21 protein-coding genes and 1 riboswitch are annotated in these 18,396 nt (G+C 37.5%); all 21 genes read right to left on the reverse strand.

Annotated features, from left to right (window positions below):
- Window positions 1-89: 89 nt before the first annotated feature.
- The gene (locus FC24_RS06690) at window positions 90-536 is read right to left on the reverse strand and encodes a cupin domain-containing protein (RefSeq protein WP_057874120.1); all 447 of its coding nucleotides are present in this window, start codon (window positions 534-536) and stop codon (window positions 90-92) included.
- Window positions 529-1,638, reverse strand: coding sequence for an ethanolamine utilization protein EutH (gene eutH / locus FC24_RS06695; RefSeq protein ID WP_057874121.1), 1,110 nt, complete (start codon window positions 1,636-1,638; stop codon window positions 529-531). The genes FC24_RS06690 and eutH overlap by 8 nt, the downstream gene beginning before the upstream one ends.
- A gap of 13 nt (window positions 1,639-1,651) precedes the next feature.
- On the reverse strand, window positions 1,652-1,930 hold the full coding sequence (locus FC24_RS06700) for a EutN/CcmL family microcompartment protein (RefSeq protein WP_057874122.1): 279 nt from the start codon (window positions 1,928-1,930) through the stop codon (window positions 1,652-1,654).
- On the reverse strand, window positions 1,924-2,541 hold the full coding sequence (locus FC24_RS06705; RefSeq protein WP_057874123.1) for a hypothetical protein: 618 nt from the start codon (window positions 2,539-2,541) through the stop codon (window positions 1,924-1,926). The genes FC24_RS06700 and FC24_RS06705 overlap by 7 nt, the downstream gene beginning before the upstream one ends.
- Window positions 2,528-3,118: a phosphate propanoyltransferase gene (pduL, locus tag FC24_RS06710; protein WP_235807335.1), complete on the reverse strand. Its 591-nt coding sequence runs from the start codon at window positions 3,116-3,118 to the stop codon at window positions 2,528-2,530. Before pduL ends, FC24_RS06705 begins: the two co-directional genes overlap by 14 nt.
- A gap of 46 nt (window positions 3,119-3,164) precedes the next feature.
- Complete coding sequence (locus FC24_RS06715) at window positions 3,165-3,791, reverse strand: hypothetical protein (RefSeq protein ID WP_057874125.1); 627 nt, start codon at window positions 3,789-3,791, stop codon at window positions 3,165-3,167.
- A 21-nt stretch (window positions 3,792-3,812) separates the two neighbouring features.
- Complete coding sequence (gene eutM / locus FC24_RS06720) at window positions 3,813-4,121, reverse strand: ethanolamine utilization microcompartment protein EutM (RefSeq protein ID WP_057874126.1); 309 nt, start codon at window positions 4,119-4,121, stop codon at window positions 3,813-3,815.
- 19 nt (window positions 4,122-4,140) lie between these two features.
- On the reverse strand, window positions 4,141-5,619 hold the full coding sequence (locus FC24_RS06725) for an acetaldehyde dehydrogenase (acetylating) (protein WP_057874127.1): 1,479 nt from the start codon (window positions 5,617-5,619) through the stop codon (window positions 4,141-4,143).
- Window positions 5,616-6,179 carry a BMC domain-containing protein gene (locus tag FC24_RS06730; protein WP_235807337.1) on the reverse strand — a complete coding sequence of 188 codons (564 nt, stop codon included), beginning with the start codon at window positions 6,177-6,179 and terminating at the stop codon, window positions 5,616-5,618. The genes FC24_RS06725 and FC24_RS06730 overlap by 4 nt, the downstream gene beginning before the upstream one ends.
- Before the next feature lie 44 nt (window positions 6,180-6,223).
- On the reverse strand, window positions 6,224-6,877 hold the full coding sequence (eutL, locus tag FC24_RS06735) for an ethanolamine utilization microcompartment protein EutL (protein ID WP_057874129.1): 654 nt from the start codon (window positions 6,875-6,877) through the stop codon (window positions 6,224-6,226).
- Between the two features lie 12 nt (window positions 6,878-6,889).
- Window positions 6,890-7,795 carry an ethanolamine ammonia-lyase subunit EutC gene (eutC, locus tag FC24_RS06740; protein ID WP_057874130.1) on the reverse strand — a complete coding sequence of 302 codons (906 nt, stop codon included), beginning with the start codon at window positions 7,793-7,795 and terminating at the stop codon, window positions 6,890-6,892.
- Window positions 7,796-7,814: 19 nt separating this feature from the next.
- A complete protein-coding gene (locus tag FC24_RS06745; protein ID WP_057874131.1) occupies window positions 7,815-9,179 on the reverse strand; it encodes an ethanolamine ammonia-lyase subunit EutB in 1,365 nt (454 codons plus the stop codon).
- Window positions 9,180-9,210: 31 nt separating this feature from the next.
- Window positions 9,211-10,644, reverse strand: a complete 1,434-nt coding sequence (gene eutA / locus FC24_RS06750; protein WP_057874132.1) for an ethanolamine ammonia-lyase reactivating factor EutA — start codon at window positions 10,642-10,644, stop codon at window positions 9,211-9,213.
- Between the two features lie 111 nt (window positions 10,645-10,755).
- Window positions 10,756-12,177, reverse strand: coding sequence for a histidine kinase N-terminal domain-containing protein (locus FC24_RS06755; protein ID WP_083485656.1), 1,422 nt, complete (start codon window positions 12,175-12,177; stop codon window positions 10,756-10,758).
- Window positions 12,177-12,746, reverse strand: coding sequence for an ANTAR domain-containing response regulator (locus FC24_RS06760; protein ID WP_057874134.1), 570 nt, complete (start codon window positions 12,744-12,746; stop codon window positions 12,177-12,179). Before FC24_RS06760 ends, FC24_RS06755 begins: the two co-directional genes overlap by 1 nt.
- Before the next feature lie 21 nt (window positions 12,747-12,767).
- On the reverse strand, window positions 12,768-13,115 hold the full coding sequence (gene eutS, locus FC24_RS06765; protein ID WP_057874135.1) for an ethanolamine utilization microcompartment protein EutS: 348 nt from the start codon (window positions 13,113-13,115) through the stop codon (window positions 12,768-12,770).
- Window positions 13,116-13,212: 97 nt separating this feature from the next.
- Window positions 13,213-14,343: a 1-propanol dehydrogenase PduQ gene (locus FC24_RS06770; RefSeq protein WP_057874136.1), complete on the reverse strand. Its 1,131-nt coding sequence runs from the start codon at window positions 14,341-14,343 to the stop codon at window positions 13,213-13,215.
- A gap of 575 nt (window positions 14,344-14,918) precedes the next feature.
- Entirely contained in the window at window positions 14,919-15,257 is a 339-nt protein-coding gene (locus FC24_RS06775) for a bacteriocin immunity protein (RefSeq protein ID WP_057874170.1), read from the reverse strand.
- A gap of 63 nt (window positions 15,258-15,320) precedes the next feature.
- Entirely contained in the window at window positions 15,321-15,494 is a 174-nt protein-coding gene (locus tag FC24_RS06780) for a leucocin A/sakacin P family class II bacteriocin (protein WP_420805253.1), read from the reverse strand.
- A gap of 605 nt (window positions 15,495-16,099) precedes the next feature.
- Window positions 16,100-16,246: riboswitch (adenosylcobalamin (AdoCbl) riboswitch) on the reverse strand.
- 38 nt (window positions 16,247-16,284) lie between these two features.
- Entirely contained in the window at window positions 16,285-16,848 is a 564-nt protein-coding gene (locus FC24_RS06785; protein WP_057874138.1) for a cob(I)yrinic acid a,c-diamide adenosyltransferase, read from the reverse strand.
- A 113-nt stretch (window positions 16,849-16,961) separates the two neighbouring features.
- The gene (locus FC24_RS06790; protein WP_057874139.1) at window positions 16,962-18,392 is read right to left on the reverse strand and encodes a C69 family dipeptidase; all 1,431 of its coding nucleotides are present in this window, start codon (window positions 18,390-18,392) and stop codon (window positions 16,962-16,964) included.
- Window positions 18,393-18,396 lie beyond the last annotated feature (4 nt).

Consider the following 18,396-nt stretch of genomic DNA (forward strand, 5'->3'; position numbering starts at 1 on the left):
GAGGAGATCTCCAAAGGATAGAAACTATCCTTCAACACCATTTGACAAACTTCCATTTAATTTTAGGAAAAATTAGAATATATGTTTGGTTACTTGCTATTCCAGTCTGCCGGATAAGTGACATACAGGAAACGCGCTTTTTTAGCAACTGAAAATTGAATTTGACTATTTTTAGGAATAAAAATCACTTCTCCAGCTTTTGCCGTAACTGTCTCATGAGGCCCAATGACGCTTAATTCCCCTTCGATAACATAGTCAATTTCATCATAATCTAAATGCCATTTAAATGTCGTTTGCGCCATTACCATCAGACCACAACCTAATCTAGGGCTTTCCGATAATGTCAACAAATCTTTGGTGTAAACATGATCAGTCGCCTTCCCTGTATCAAGACGATCAGCCGCCGTTACATTAATTGTTGGCAAATCTAGTGCAACTAATCCATCTTTATTATTTGACTGGTTAGTTAGCTGCTCAGTAATGAGCTGGCGAACAACCTTTTCTAGATCAGCTTTACTAATATTTGGTTCATGCATTGACTTCACCTTCTACTTCATCTTGCTTTAACAACCGATTAGCCATAAACATCGCAACACCGATCGCAGTCACACCAGCAACTAATTTACCAACAATCATTGGAAAAATCATATTTTGCGCAACACCAGCTGTGAAGCCTAAGTGATCCCCAAAAACAAACGCAGCTGAAACAGCAAATGCAACGTTAATAATTTTACCGCGATTATCCATGTCCTTCATCATTTCAAACATCGGAATATTATTTGCTAGTGTTGCAACTAAACCTGCAGCTGCAGTTTGATTCATTCCTAGCGACTCACCTAATTTTACTAGTGGTTTACTAAACAGCTTTGTAATGACATAAACCAATGTAAATGCACCAGCCAAGGTAAGCGCAATACTACCAACGACTTGAATACCTTCACTAACATCGCCGATGCCTTTAATAGCCGTCACACCGACCATCGATTGAATGGCACCCAATGCTAAGCCAAAAGTGCCAACGATAATAATAATTTTGCCAAAAACGGAGAATCCTTTGATCATTGCCTCTGGCTTAAACCACAGGCCTAATGCAATTAGCACTGCAAATAATATAATTGGCACTAGATTTTTTAGGATACTTATAATTGACATTTTCATCACTAAACCACCCGCTAAACAGCCTAGTGGAATCGTGATAATGCCCGAAAGTACTCCTGTAGCTAAAAAACGATGATCTTTTTTTTCGATAATACCTAGTGCAACGGGAATTGTGAAAACAATGGTTGGCCCCATCATTGATCCTAAGATCACACCAGAGAATAATCCTGCTTGTGTATTAGTTGCCATCTGTTGAGCAAGTTGAAAACCGCCCATATCAATGGCAATCAAACTAGTGGCAAACATTGACGGATCAGCGCCTAATAATTTATAGACTGGCACTACGACTGGAGATAAAACTTTAGCTAAAACTGGCGCTAAAATAATGATTCCCACCATGGATAATGCCAATGAGCCCATTGCCATAATGCCTTCTTCAAATTTTTCTCCTAGACCAAAACGATTTCCAAGCATTTTATCCAGAGCACCTAGAAGCATGAAGAACACCATAATGTACATAATAATCCCATTAATTGTCATTATAACCTCCTTTCTATGGCATGTTACTTTCAACAGAATCAATAATTGCAATGATGGCCGCATCAATGGGCAAATCATGATTTTTACTTAACATCCGTGCAGCAGAGCCTTCGGCAATTAAAACTTTCTCCGAAATTCCAGCACCAATTTGATCAATTGCAATTAAATGTCGAATAATCTTTTTTTCTACGTTAATTTTGTCCGCTACTTCAACTAAAAGAAATTTACTGCCATTTAATTCATCATATTTTTTAGTTGCCCATAAGTTACCGATCACCTTACCAACTACCATTTCGAATCCCTACTTTTAATTAGTTGTTGTTCATGTGCAAATTCCCGCGCTAGAGGTGTTAATACTGAATTGTTAGAAAGTATCAATCGACCATTTACGACATAATCCATCAAATGATCAGCAGTAATAAACTCAGGTTTAACGTTTAATTTTTCTGGTTTTCCAAATTTGTTTTTTAATAGATGCGGTAAAAATGGATCATCAGCAAACATTACGCCATACTTTGTAAGTTGCTTCTGGGCTTGCTGTAGTTTTTGTCGAACTCCATAAGCTAAATGAGGGTAAATGGTGACATTGCGACAAATAAGTACAGGCTGTCCAGCCAATAACCGTGAAACACAAATCGAGCTAATTAAATCGATTTCTTGTAAGTTTGCGACTGCTAAAATTTGTTGTTGCGATAGTACAGATAAACACAATAAATCAGCAGTAGTCATGTCTTGTTTTGAAGCAGAAAAGACTAATTGACTATATTTTTTTAACTGCTCTAAAATAGCTGGTGTATAAGCCAGATGAGATAGCTCAAAGGCCGTGTACGAACGGTTACTTAGTAACTCCCAAACACGTTCAGTTACCTTTTTCGTCAATTCATCCAATTCATATGTTTGCATGGCAATCACTGCTTTTCACAATTGTGCCGCGTAAGCCTTTAGTCAGGCCACAAGCATTTGCTTCATCAAAATCAACATGCATATATGTTGCATACTTTTGACTAACACGAACCACAACTGAATCAAAGATTAATGGACGTAACCCATTAGCACGGACCTGTACGATTTCACCATTTTTAACATTAAACAACTGGGCATCATGTGGTGTCATATGGATATGACGTTGAGCAATAATGGTTCCTATACCTAATGCGACGGACTTAGTACCATTTTCAAGAATGACACCTGGCGTATTCTCTAAATGCCCACTTTCACGTATTGGCGCGTCAATTCCCAGTGCACGCGCATCTGTTAACGAAACTTCCACCTGTGTTTGCTCTCGTACCGGGCCTAAGATAGCGACTTTAGTTAATTTACCGTTAGGCCCTTTAACTGTGACGCGTTCTTCGCTTGCATATTGTTCTGGCTGTGAAAGCCACTTTTTGGGTGTTAATTGATATCCAGGTCCAAATAACCGATCAAGTGTTGATTGATCAAGATGAACATGGCGCCCAGATGCTTCAATCTCAAATGACATTTTTGTTTTCACCTTAGTGACAACGCGATTGACAATTTCTTCTAAATCAACTATTTCTAACACCTCCTTGTAAATAATGATTTTGTACATTTAACAGAAAATCCGTTAATTGGGTTGTAATCATTGAATAAGCACGGTCAAAATCTGTTTCTTTAAATTGTGGTACTTCATCAATTAACGCTAAATAGGAAACTTGAAGTCGTTCTAAAGTTAAAAACAATTTATTTAACCAATAATTAAGCAAAACTTTGTTTTCAATCTTTCTAGGGCACTGTTGAATTAGATCAATTTTTTGAAATTTAATTTCTTTTGTCACATCATTTTGTTGAATTTCTATTAATTGAAAAATCATTACCAACAGTTGTGTTAATTGCCACTGTGGAAAATAAGCTGTAAAACCAATACAGTCATTACCTAATGCTTTCAATTGATATTGAAAAGCAAAAAATTTATTGATTTTTAAATCTTTATTGGGTTCAAAACAATAAAAGCTTTCATTAATTTTTTGGACATTAACTTGTGGTTTCCCTTTAGTGATTAATGTAATGCCACGTTCCTTTAAAAAACTACGTGCTGAAGGTGTTAAAACTGTATCTGAGTCAATGGCACAATTATTTTTAAGCTTGTGTTGCCGCCATAATTGTCGCATTGCTATTTCCGTCAACACCTTCATTTAAATCATTCCTCCCAAATATTAATCATTTGCTAAATTAGCTTTATCCCCTAACATATGCGGTAAAATAGCATCAACTTCTGTATGTGGTCGTGGAATAACATGGACAGAGATTAATTCGCCAACACGTTCAGAAGCAGCAGCACCAGCATCTGTTGCCGCTTTAACAGCACCAACATCACCACGTACCATAACTGTTACCAAACCAGCACCAATTTGTTCTTTTCCGATTAGCGTAACATTGGCAGCTTTAACCATCGCATCTGCCGCTTCAATAGAACCCACTAAACCTTTTGTTTCAATCATTCCTAAAGCATTTGTATTTGACATTATTAATTCCTCCTAAATTTTAATTACTTAATTTTTCTAAAACTTGATCTACTAATGCATCAACTAGCGAATCTGGAATTACTCCTGTTTGACTTAAATCTGAATTTGATGACGATTCTGAAACGCGAACTTCATCCACTTCGTGAATACCATATGCAACCCGCCGTAAATTTAATAAATTAAGTGGATTGATATTGTCAGAAGTAGCACTACCACCAACAGCACCACAACCTAAAGTTAATGCAGGCTTTAAATTGGTAGTTGCACCAATACCGCCTAATGAACCCGCAGTGTTAACGAGAATTCTTGAAGTTGGCACGTTCAATGCATAGTGTCTAGCCACTGCTTGATTTTCTGTATGAATCATTGCAGTGTGACCTGCACCTTCGTTTAATAACAATTTTTGTGCGAGCTGCTCAGCTGCATTGACATCGGGTACTTCAAAATAAGCTAAAATTGGTGCTAATTTTTCGCGTGCGTAAGGATCATTTGGTCCAACATTTTCAACATTATCAGGTGCTATCAATACTTTAGTCGCTTCTGGAACATTTAGATCAGCTAAATCAGCAATTGCTTGTACTGATTTACCTACAATTTGTGGATTCATTGTGCCATTAGCACGTAAAATAAATTGAGATAATTTAGCAACCTCTGTTTCATCCATAAAGTAAGCACCTTGTGCTTTTAGTTCTGCTTTCACCTCCTTTTTATTAACAGACTCTACAATAATTGATTGTTCCGAAGCACAAATGGTACCATTATCGAAAGTTTGAGAATCGATAATTCGACTGACAGCATGTCTAACATTCGCACTCTTTTCGATAAAAGCTGGACCGTTACCAGGACCTACACCTAATGCTGGCGTTCCTGATGAATAAGCAGCATGAACCATTGCACCCCCACCTGTAGCTAAAATCAGATTAGTCATGTCATTTTGCATTAATTCTTGTGTACCTGGTAGTGTTGGCACCGTCATGCAGGAAATAAGCCCTTTTGGCGCGCCTGCTTGTGTTGCAGCATCACTTACAATTTGCACAGCTTCTAAAATTGCCTTTAAAGCGTTAGGATGTGGTGAAAAAACAATGCCATTACCAGCTTTAACTGCAATTAGTGCTTTGTAAAAAATTGAAGAGGTGGGATTTGTTGATGGAATCAGCCCTGCGATAACCCCCATTGGCACTGCAATATCCATAACTTTTTCTGCTTGATGTTCTTGTAAAACACCCACTGTTTTTAAATCTTTATACTTTTCGTAAACAGCTTTAGAAGCAAAAACATTTTTTGTAACCTTATCCTGCCACTTACCAAATCCTGTTTCTTCTTGAGCCATTTTAGCTAGCTTTACACTAGCTTGTTCTCCTGCATCCGCGATGGCTGCACAAATCGAATCAATCTGATTTTGTGAGAAATGGCTAAATTCTTGTTGTGCTTTTTTTGCCTGTTTTAAAAGCCGACGAACTTCTTGAATTGAGATCAAGTCTTGATCTTCTAATTTCAATTAACATCCCTCCGTGTAAATTCCCGCATCATGGCCGCAATAAGCTGCCGCTTTGTTGCTTTAGCAATTGTTTTATTAGGTAATTTTATTTTCATTTTTTTGGCTCTCTTTTTAAGTTCAGTTAAGCGCATCCGCTCAAGTTTGTGTCTTAAAGTTAATGCATCAGTTTTGTATTGTTTTGTCGGCACTTTAAACTGCTTTTGTTTATCTACTTTATTTTGATCTAATGTACTTTGCTGTGTGCTTGATGTTTTTTCGTTCTTAGGCGCAATTGTTTTAACCTGTTCCTTTTTGGCTTTAGATCTGAAAAACATCAATTGCTGATCAAGCCTAGCAATAACATCACTGCTCAATAAGCAATGTAATTGTGAAGCAATTGTTCGCCCAGCATCGACTGCGGCTGTCACTTCTGCGACCTCTCCAACAAACATAACTGTTTCCAAACCACCGCGAGTACGCATAATTCCGTGTAAATGCACCATGGCAGCCTTTAGCCCAACATCTGCTACGGCTACAGCACCGACATAACCATGTACTTCAATTAACCCTAAACTAATCACATTGGACAATTACATCACATCCTGCCGTTTGATCTTTAGCGAATTCAATATGCTAATGGTGCATCAGCAATATTTTCCACCGCTTGCGCAAAGGCATCACAAGCTGCGCGACATGCCGATTGACTGCCTGTTAACAAAGCACCCCCAAAGTTAGTTTCTGAAGGCGGATTGTACATGACGCCCATTGCAACATCAGCAGCTTTCATAGCAGCATCAAGTCCGTAAATTGACTCAAGTGGTGGTGCAATTAAATAGGCAATTGCTGTACCAACCGAACTGTTTACTGCCTTTGATAAATAACTACCAGTCCTTGAAATTGTATGTGCAAAATAGATAATACTGTTGTCCTCATTGGCACTAATAAAATGAGCTTCTGATTCCACTACCTGAACCGCCATTTCTAAACCACTACGAATTTCTGCGGGACTAGGTCCTCCTAGAATACCGATGATTTCTCCTGCTAATTTAGTTGAAGCATTAGCAGCACCGGCATATAAGCTTTTCGCGTATACAACTTCTACATCAGCTACTTTAGTTGCTTCATCCAATGCAACATAAGTGACATCATCACTATCTGTCGTGATTAAGCCAAGACTCTTCACGTATGTAGGCAGTTGTAGTGCGTGTGCTAAAGCTGGATCAACATTCGGAATGATCTTTGTGCTTAAAACGGTTGCTTTAATCACATCTTTTTTCACTGTTTATCCTCCCTACTTGGTTTCGTTATCAACTGTTTTAAGATCAATACCAGATTTTTTCAAGCGCAACATTTTATCTAATAATTCAGCAATGTAAGCACCTGCTTCAACAGCAGGTAAACCACCATCATGAATATTAGATACAACTGTTCGTCTTGCTTCCGGCATACCGCGTGTCGGACGGTAAGCAATGTAAGCACTCATTGATTTTGCTGTAACAAGTCCAGGACGTTCACCAACTAGTAAACAAACGACATCGGCATCAGTAATTTCGCCAATATGATCTTCAGCGCCCACACGGCAGTATTTGACAAAAATCACATTAGACTCATCAAAATCTAAGCCGTATACTTTAAGTCCTTGCTTGATTGCCGGAATAATTTCACGAACATTAGCTTCAATTGCAGCTGAGCTCAAACCATCCCCAACAATCATTTGGATTTTGGGATGTTTTTGTGTATGTGACCGAATCTTACTGACCATTTCATCTGTGAATTTACGACCACGATCTGGACGTGTAATGTACTCATCCTTTGTTTGACAAGTCGTTTGAGTCATAATAAATCCCATTGATTTTGGCAATTTGGGATCTACATCTGAAAAAACAGCATCTTGAGCAGCTGCATGGTCCGCGCGAAAACGTAATACAGAAGCTGTTTTATATCTTGTACCGCTACGCCACATTCCTAGACGTGCAGGCGTGAACGATTTCATTTTTAAATAACCTTCACGATCGTGAGGATGCGGCACTAAAAATTGTTTTCTGAGATCAATCTTAGTAATATCATCTAAAACTTGATCGCTATCCTCATTAGTTATTGATTCACTATCTTTCGATTGACTTTCTGTATTTTTCTCTTGGTTAGTCATCTCAGTTAAAATATTTTTAACCATATTTTTTAACTCTTGTTCATCCATTGATTTTCACCTTCTTTGCTTAATTTAAAAAGATTGAAGCATCGCCGGCGCGATCCGTTAACCGACCATTATGACTGAGTCCCATTTCTTCCATCCATTGTTCAAATTCTCTGATTGGATGGTAACCAAAAACTTCGCGTACTGTAGCAGTTTCCTGAAAACCAGTTGTTTGATAGTTTAGCATCACATCATCACCATGCGGAATACCCATAATATAATTGCACCCTGCGGCAGCTAATAAAACTGTTAAGTCTTCAGCGTCATTCTGATCTGCTTTCATATGGTTGGTGTAGCAAACATCACAACCCATAGAAATTCCTTGTAATTTCCCCATAAAATGATCTTCTAAACCTGCACGGGTAACTTGTTTTGAATTGTATAGATACTCTGGACCGATAAAACCAACAACCGTATTGACAATAAAAGGATCAAATTTTTTTGCAAAGCCATAGCAACGTGATTCCATGGTTAACTCATCTGCACCAAAATTTGCTTCTGCAGAAAGCTCTGATCCTTCCCCTGTTTCGAAATACATCACATTGGGACCAGCAGCCTGCCCTTGGTGTAACCCCAGTTCATATGCTTCGGAGAGCATCTCGGCATTAATCCCAAATGCGGTATTACCTTTTTCTGATCCAGCTATCGACTGGAAGATTAAACCAGCCGGTGCACCGCGACGAATAGCTTCCATCTGAGTAGTGACATGTGCTAGCACTGCACATTGCGTTGGAATCTGCCATTGAGAACGAAATTCTTCAAATTTCGTCAAAATTTTAGAAACACTATCCACCGAATCATCATTAGGGTTTAGCCCAATTACAGCATCACCAATTCCCATGCTGACTCCTTCCATGATGCCTGCCATAATGCCATCAATGTTGTCACTAGGATGATTGGTCTGTAGACGCGAAGAAAAGGTGCCCGGCCGGCCGATTGTTGTGTTAGCCGTTTTTTCAATATTAATTTTTTTAGCAGCAACAATTAAATCCATATTCGTCATCAATTTAGTTACTGCAGCTGCCATTTCAGAAGTTAATCCTCTACGAATGCGTTGAATTTCATGATCAGTTGTTTGACTATCAAGTAACCATTCACGTAAATCCGAAACAGTCCAATTTTTAATTTCTGAATAGATTTTTTGATTAACCCCATCAATAATAATTCTCGTCACTTCATCTTCCTCATATGGGACGACTGGGTTATTATACAGATCTTCTAATGTTAATTGTGCTAAAACAACTTTAGCTGCGACACGTTCCTTAGCATCCTCAGCTACAACACCAGCTAACTCATCACCAGATTTCAGCTCATTGGCTTTCGCCAAAACTTCTTTAACTGACTTAAACTGATAGAGCTGATTAAATAACTTAGTTTTTAAAATCATACGCTATCCCTTCTTTTCATGTTGAATTTTATTATCCAAAAATTAACGTCTTTACAATAACGGGTAGAACACTATTATCTGCAACTGGTTCCCCTAAATCGATGTAATCACCATTTTCTACTTTGACACTGTCAATACAAACAAATGGATACTTAGGTGGTAGTTGTGCATAAAGACTGTGACCCAAAGCTTTGGCCATGTCTTCATGTACAATAATGATCAGTGGCTCTTGTTTTTCAATTAATGTTTTGGCCCCTATGGTAATCCCTTCCGCATAACGCTGAATATCGCTAAATTTTGGATTTTTAAGGCCATTAAAAGCTAATACAACATTATGCAGCTCATTTTCCACTTGATACCATTTAATCTTTTTTGTGATTTGTTCAGCTAATTCAGCCGTATCTCCCTGTTCATCCTGTCTAGCCATTTTTAAAATAGGTAAGTTGCGTAAAGGTAATATGCCTTGAGTAAATGAAATTGTGCTGCCAGATACATCAGTTGTATGCGAGCCAGCGCCAACCACGGTAGCACGAATTGTTTCTAAGGATGTCGCAACCTGCTTATCACGGTAGATTTGGGAATTTCTTAGGGCGTAGCCTAAGAGCAATCCAATATCACCATATTTAAAAATATCTGTTGGCAAGTTTTCATTTAAACAATCCGCAACACCCCCTGAAAAAGTCACCAATGGGATATTTGGGTTTAAATGTAAACCATGATTAGCGACCAACATATCGTAATAGGGGCTCTTGGTCCCAATGCCAACACTATTTTCCAAAACTTGAACCAATATTTGAATAATAGGGGCTAAAAGTTGTGGCGAAGCCGTAGTGCCATATGAGATATCTAGTTTTAGCTCAGTAATGAGTTTTTCAATTTTGGGTGCAATATAATTGATCTTGCCGGTTTTCTTTTCAACTTTGATCAAACGACCACCAATATCAAAACAAGCAGTATCAATCACGTCTAAACCATCAAAAACAACCAAATTGGAAGTTCCTCCACCAATATCCAAATTAACAGCTAACTGATGTTTGTCTTTTGAAGTGATATTTGTTCCCGCACCTTTACCTGCAATAATACTTTCTAGATCTGGCCCAGCTGTTGCAACAACAAAATCTCCTGCATAACCACTGAGTGCTTCCGTTACAGCATTAGCATTATCTTTGCGGGCCGTTTCACCTGTGATGATCACAGCCCCCATTTGAATAGCTGTTTTATTAATACCAGCTTTTTCATATTGCTGAGTGACAAATTTTTTAATGACTGCTGCATCAATCGTCTGCTGGTTTAGTAATGGCGTAAAAATAATGTCACTTTTATAGATAACCTCTTTTTTTGAAATATTAATGCGTGGTACTGAAAAAGCAGATGCAAAATTCTTGATAGTTAATCGTGACAAAACTAATTGCGTGGTGGATGTCCCCAGGTCTATACCCACGCTTAGAATCGTATTATTTTCCAATCGATCACCTTCTTTACTAAAAAAGAACCCAAATTAACACAATGTACTTTAAAATACCTTGCATCATTTGGGCTCCCCTGCCGCTTGGATAACGCCTTTGTTATCCTTTATTTAATTATTAAACGAGAATTCAATTTTCGTTCCAGTATCACTGGAATCAATTGCTAATTTACCTTGTAATTTATCCGTGACATAACTACGGACAATCGTTAACCCTAAACTATCTGAAGAAATTTGTTTAACAGAAAAGCCGCTGCCATTATCAATCACGCTAATTGTAATGATACCGTGATCAATCACACCTTTTATCTTAATCTTTCCCGCTTTATCCGCCGGAAAGGCATGGTCAACAATGTTTTGCAGCAATTCATTTACAATAATTGATACTGTTACAATTCGGTCACTATCAATCATAATTTGAGGATCTATATTGGTTTGTACCGTAATTTTTTCAGTATCATTTAATTGTTTAAAATGTGAAACTAATAGACTAAGCACGGATGCTAAATTAGTATCATCGCTCACTTGCTTTGCTAGTAATTCATATGTGGAAGCAATTGCCATAATGCGGCTAATGCTGCTATTTAAAGCTTTTTTTAATTGCGGTTCTTTCAAGCGACGTTGCTGAATACGCAGTAAAGAAATAACTGATTGCAAATTATTTTTCACGCGATGATTAATTTCGCGAATTGCAACTGATTTTGAAATAATCTCAGCTTCTTTACGTTTTATTTCAGTTATATCTTGAATTAAAATAATTAACTGATGATTGTCCCCATTCCATAACTTTCGAAGTGTAAAATAACTATCTAAATACTGTAATTTTTTCTTTTTAACAAATTTGTTTTCTCGCCCCATTTGCGCTAATTCATTAATGGTCTGTTTAAATGTTGCGCCATCCAATGATAAATTGTCGTAATCTAAACCGATAATATTTTCTAGGTAACCTAAACGTTGGTATAGCTTAATTGCTGCTTTATTGGTTAAAACTAATTTGCCAGACTCATTAAAAATTAAAATAGCATCAACTAATTGATCAGTTACCGCTAAATCCAAACGGCCGAATAATTGGATAGTGGACGACAAATCATGGTAACGGCCATTAGCATCCTTACCACGAAACGAATTTAAAATATTACCAGAAACATCAGATTCAACAATAGTCACACCAATAATTTGTTCCTTAAATTTAATCGGATAAATTCGCTGGCGGATTAATTTATTTTCCTGTGTTTCTGCTAGTAGACCTAATGAAGGCAAGCCAGTTTCCAATGCGTGAAAGACACCGGGTTCATTAATTTGCAACGCTTTTTTACCAACAACAGTATGTTGGTAAAGTGATTGTCCCACTTGAGGCTTTTGGTGATACACAACAACAGCTTGATTAGTATATTCATTGCGAATATCAATAAAAACATCAAACCTCTGAAAGGCACGATTAGTTTTGATGCTTTCCGCTTCTTCTGTTAGACGCTCAATCATTGGTAAGGTAAGATCTGAATATTTCTCAACTAGCTTTTTTAACGTTTGCATCAGGCATTCATCACAATTAATTCGGCTAAATCATTCATCGGACAACGTTTCGTCATACTAAGTTTACGTAACATTTTATACGCGGCATCCTCTGATAATTGATTTTCTTCCATTAAAACGCCTTTTGCTCGTTCAATTACTTTTCTTTGTTCCAGCTTAGTGCTCAACTTCTCCATCTTTTCAGCTAGTAATTTGTTACGCCGACTCTGCTCTAATCCAACTTCAATTGTTGTTAACAAAGAACGCTCGGCTAAGGGCTTTACTAAGTAGCCAACGGCCCCAATATTATTCGCTGATTTCATATCACTGCGGTCACTATATGCTGACAAATAAATAATGCCTGCTGTCAAACCATCAGCCATAATTTTTTTACCCGCTTTTAAGCCATTAAGTAACGGCATCCGGATATCCATAATCACTAAATCTGGCTTTTTTTGTTGGCAGACTTCAATCGCCTCAAAACCATCTCCTGCTTCTCCACTAACATGATAGCCCGCTTGCTCAACAATATCACGAATATCTATTCTGGTAATCGGTTCATCATCAACAATAACTAATTTTGCACTCATTATGGCCACTCCTCTTTATCCTTAAGTATAGGTAATCGCCGGTGTTACAGAAAAATGAAGAATGCGTTCTAAACCAATTGTTACTTGTTTCACCGCACTTTCAACAGAACTAATCTCACCGATAACAACTAAAGAGCCGCTGAAACGATCAAGAAAGCCAAGCTTAATATCACCGGCTTTAACAGCAATATCTGCTGCTATAATTGATGCTTCGCTTGGGGTAATGGTTAAGATCCCTAAAGCAGCACCATCTTTTTGCGACAATCCTAATTTACAATAGATGTCAGACCCAGGATGAGCAATAATGTGTGCCAGAGTAACCTGCTTACCTGGTACAGATTCCTGAATTATACGTTGTTTAGCATCCAGTTTAGTCGCCTTCTTTTACTCTGTAAGAATTAAATGACAGTCATTTAAAAGCGATTACAACTTTGAATTATAAAGTGGCATGATTAACACTGTCAATTTAACCAAAACTTGCATCTAATATGCTTAAAACATCTTCTTTATTTGGCTTGCGTGGATTAGATTTAGTTGTCCCATCCCGTAATGCTGCTTGGGCAATATCATTTTTATAGTGGTTAAAGGTTTCTTTAGTTAATCCATAATTGTGAAAAGAATCCGGCATGTTTAATTTTTTCCTTAACTGACAAATCGCATTAGTTAAACTTCTAATACCAATACGCGGATTAGAAGCCGATAAGCCGATCAATTTAGCTAAATGGCTATATTTTTGCGCCGCAGTACTATTTAGATCATTTTCTAAATTAGCATTGTATTTGATAATTTGGGGTAATAAAATCGTATTCAATCGGCCATGTGGAATGTGAAATTTAGCGCCTGCAGCATGAGCAATGCCATGATTCAACCCTAAATTAGCTAAATTAAATGCCATCCCCGCTAAACAAGAAGCATGATGCATTTTCTGACGTGCTGACAAATCATCACCATTTCGACTGACTTTTTCAATATTTTCAAACACTAATTGAAATGCTTTTTCTGCAAAAGAATCAGAAAAATCGGTGGCATTTATTGAAACATAGGCTTCTAAACAATGTGTTAAAACGTCCATACCAGTATCTGCCGTAATATTTTGCGGTGCCGTTTTTACTAAATTAGCATCTAAAAGTGCCACTTGTGGCAAGATATCATCTGTCACTAAGGGATATTTAACCCCTGCTTCAGCATCTGTCAATACTGAAAAATTAGTGACTTCAGAACCGGTACCACTGGTTGTTGGTACCGCAATAAAGGTAATAGTTTCCTGCTTTTTAAAAACACGTTGCGCAAAAAACTTCATTGCTTTAGCAGCATCAATTGCAGAACCGCCACCAACAGCAATTACCATCGTAGCATTAAATTCATTTAGTGCGGTCATACCAGAAATAATTTTGTTAATGGGCGGATCTGGTACAATGTCTGAAAAAATCTTGAGTTCATTTTGGTCTGTTAATTTTGCAGTAATTGACTCTATCTTACCGGATTCAACCATAAAAGGATCCGTTACAATAAAGATATGTTGTTGATTGATTGTCTCAAGCGCATTTAATGCATTATCACCCGACCAAATTTCTGTTTTAAAACGAATTTTGTTCACTATTAACCCCCTCTTTTATCATGGTTTATTTAAAACGCAAATAACAAAAAAGCAGCTTTTAGGCAATACAAATATTGCTTAAAAGCTGCTTTGCTTTTTTCTTCACGCACACCGTTGTACGAATTATTATTGTTTACATATCTAATTTAGCGCTTACAAATAGATTTGTCAATCATAATTTATAATTATTAATCATACAACCTGAATTATTCATACTTTAAAAGCGGAGCGCTTTATCCGATTTTTGGGCGCACGCAGCCACTAAGGCTCAATTTAAGCCTTAAATTTTACGGTCCCACCACCTAGTGGGACCACTTGATGGCTTAAATCTTGGCCAACACTTAATAAAGCAGCGCTTGTTTGACCTGATAGCTACTTAGTTTCAGGCGCAGTTTACGCCCGACATGGACCAGTCGACCGAACAGAAATGGGCCTCTTTTATTACCCTTAAAAGATGCACTGCTAAAAGTAATTGTGGCTTGCATTGATCAGTTAACGTTCATTTAGATTTAAGTGTGAATAATTCAGGCATATATAGACTTTTAAACATTTGTGGTTTTCCTTTTCCGGTAAAATTAATTGCTAGGCCACATGTTACTAGTACTAAGCATATTAAATTCACCCCAATCACCTTGAGAATGGGCTAATTGATTGATGGCAGCTAAAATTTTATTTTCTTCAGCATCAAAATGCAGCTGATCGGCAAATGCTTGGCTAGCAATGTTGGCATAAACCGCACGGGCTTCACGTTCAGGTGTTTGTTGCTTGTGCGTAACTTTATCAATTCCTGTATTAAGAATATTTAGCACATATTGATAGCGTTCAGGCGCATTATGCCGTTGTAAGGATGACCGTAAATCAGTGAATAAATTAAGTGCTTGTTTTTTAATTTGTTGTTGGCTAAGTTTACTCATCATCACACTCCCTTCTTTTTTGTATTGTTGAAAATAAGATAAGGGCAGGCTTTTTTCTTAAATTTAGCATTTATGATTTCCTTGGTGACCACCTGTGGTCCAAGCCATTGCACCATTATTAATGGTACAAGTCAAAGCTTTACCCCAGTCAACCGAGCAAGAATGCTTACTACACGAAACACCATTGCCATAATATTTCCCACCATTTACCTGGGTTAGCTCTTCTTTACTTAACATCTTGAATTCTTTGATAATTCAACATTTCTTCCTGAAATTTCTAATTATTACGCTGGAAATATAAAAAGCGAGCTCAATTTTCATTTCTCATTGACCAGTATAGTTAGGTTAATTTTGCTCAACATATTTTAATATTAACGTCTACAAATCAAATATAAACGTTAAAATTATTACTTATCATCTTTAATAAAGCACTATTATTCTGAATTATTCATACCATAAAAGCTGAGCGCTTTAGCCGATTTTTTGGCGCACACAACCACTAAGGCCTAATTTAAGCCTTAAATTTTACGGGTCCCACCACCAGTGTGATCGACCCGGAATTAGGCGTTAAAATTAAACCGCTTTTCTATGGTTATGTTTCACAATTTAACTATAACAGAAATGAGGTTCTTTTAATGCATTTAAAAGGTGTACTGAGAAAAACGGACAAAGCTTAAGTTACTGGTACTTAGTGCTGACTCAGGCTTAAGCGTGAATAATTCAGGATACAAACAATTAATGTACTAAATAAAAAACCATAGTGAGTGGCTTCACTATGGTAAAATCAAACCCCATTGTTTGATATCCGTAAACACATCATTGTATTTACTGATAAAGAATACTAAAAGCATGTCATTTTACATCGAAATAACATGCGCACGAACATCTTTATAAAAAAGATCTGACTTATAGCAAAAAGCTAATCACAGTGGCGGGACCGTTTTGGATTTTCACCAAGATTCCATTTTATAAAGTGCTTATATTCATTTATCAATCACACTATAACATGTAACGCTTTCATTGTCTATTAGTTTTTAAATACTGAACGTCCTTTCTCGTAATAAACATCTTTGACGCCCTTTTTAAAATTTGCAAAACGAGCTAAAGCATAGAAATAATCTGACAACCGATTAATAAATTGTAGTAACACTGGAGGCAATGTTGCAGTCCAATTTAATGTAACCATTTTACGCTCAGCGCGGCGTGTAATAGTACGACACACTTGTAGTAAAGCTGCTGCTTTGCTGCCTCCTGGTAGAATGAAATGTGTTACTGCAGGTGGAATGTCTTGATAATAATCGATTTTGCTTTCAAGCCAATCAACTGCTTGTTTATTTAATCTCATTTGCTGCAGGGTTAATTCTGGATTTGCTAAATCCGTGCCTAAGTCAAATAAAAATTGTTGTAGTTGTTGCAATTCGTCTGCTAAATGCTTGAAATTTCCATTAAAGTCAGCAACACAAAGCCCTACCCACGTATTCAATTCATCGATGGTCCCATAGGCTTGAACGCGGTCCGAATCTTTACTCACCTGACTACCACCAATTAATTTGGTCATGCCCTGATCACCGGTTTTAGTATATAATTGCATCTTAATCCCACTCCTTTAAAAAAATAAGCGCCTAGCATTAATATGCTAGGCGCCATTGCCTAAATCTTCTATAATTCAGTATACACGATATTTCACTTCGTTAAAACGATCATTTACAGATTATCGCCACGTTCAAACTGATAGTTGGAGCTCAATAATGATTGTTTAACTAAATCACTCATCAATGCTTTGGTCCGTTTAGTAATTTCCGCAGCAGTTTTGTTGTTTTCATCAGTTAAGAAACGGGTTAATTTTTCACCAGTCAGTCCTTTAGCAGCTTTAGTAATGTATTCAACACGCTGAATTGCATAGCTTTGGCAATCATCACGGAAACCATTGATTTGATAAATAAATTGATGATATTTAGGTTCTACCAATACTGCCAATGCTTTATTTAGCCAATAAGCACTAGCGGTTGAAACATCCTTACCTGCAATCTTGTAGTTTTCCGGGGTATCTTCAATGTTAGTGAAGAAAGGCACTGCCGCACTGTAAGCATAAAAACCAAATTTCACCCATTGAATGGCTGCATATTCAGCTGGTACGTCATTCCGAATTTGTAAAATACACGAGCTTTGGTTTCTATCCAGGGCAATTGAGCGAAACATCTTTTGTTCCTTTTCATTACCAGAAGCTGATGTATTGAAAGGATCATATACGGTGCCATTATAATGAGAAGCCAAGAAAAATTGAATGTCCTCTGGTGATATTTGCCGCTCTGGTTTTTGGATAAATGGAATGTCCTGACTAGTCGGTTCTTGTGTCACTGACGGTGTAAACAATTTTTGCCCATACCAAGCCCGAGGGGTGTTGTAATAAGCATCTGCTTCATCCTGCGTACCGAAGATCTTTCTAAAATTAAAATGATCTGGATTAGGATTTAAGTGATACTTTTCTGCAAAGCTTTTGAGATCACTGGCATACATGAAATTAGCCTGATCATTAAAATCAATTTCTTCAATGCAAGTAATGTTAGGGCAAATGGCATAAGCATCATCAGGAATCCGCTGTGCTGCCCAATGATGGCCACCCACTGTTTCTAAATACCAAACTTCATCATGATCGCTAAACGCAATGCCGTTGGATTCACCAGTGCCATACTTTTCAATCAATTGGCCTAAACGAGCAACCCCTTCGCGTGCTGTTTTTATAAATGGTAAAACCAAATAAACCATTGCATCTTCGTTAATGCCATCTTCCACTAAGGGATCGTGACCTAGCATCCGCGGATTAGTCAACTCCGTTTCTGTGGCACTCATGGCCACATTATATTCATTAATCCCCTGTTCATCCCAACGGCCTTCATCTTTTAAACCATTAGGCGTTGCGGTAAAACGGCACCCCTTTCCAGTTAACGGAATTTTAACACCGCTGTACTTGGAAACAAAAGTTTCACCAGTGTAATCTTTTGCTGGGTTAACAACAAATTTTTTCGGGTTAATGCCGCTATAGCCGTCTTCATCACGTGCAATCATGGTTGACCCATCAATTGACGCTTTCTTACCGACTAAAATTGCCGTACAACTACTTGTTTTGTGCTTCATATCT

Origin of the sequence: Loigolactobacillus rennini DSM 20253, assembly GCF_001436505.1 — a bacterium.
In the GTDB taxonomy this organism is placed as follows: Bacteria; Bacillota; Bacilli; order Lactobacillales; family Lactobacillaceae; genus Loigolactobacillus; species Loigolactobacillus rennini.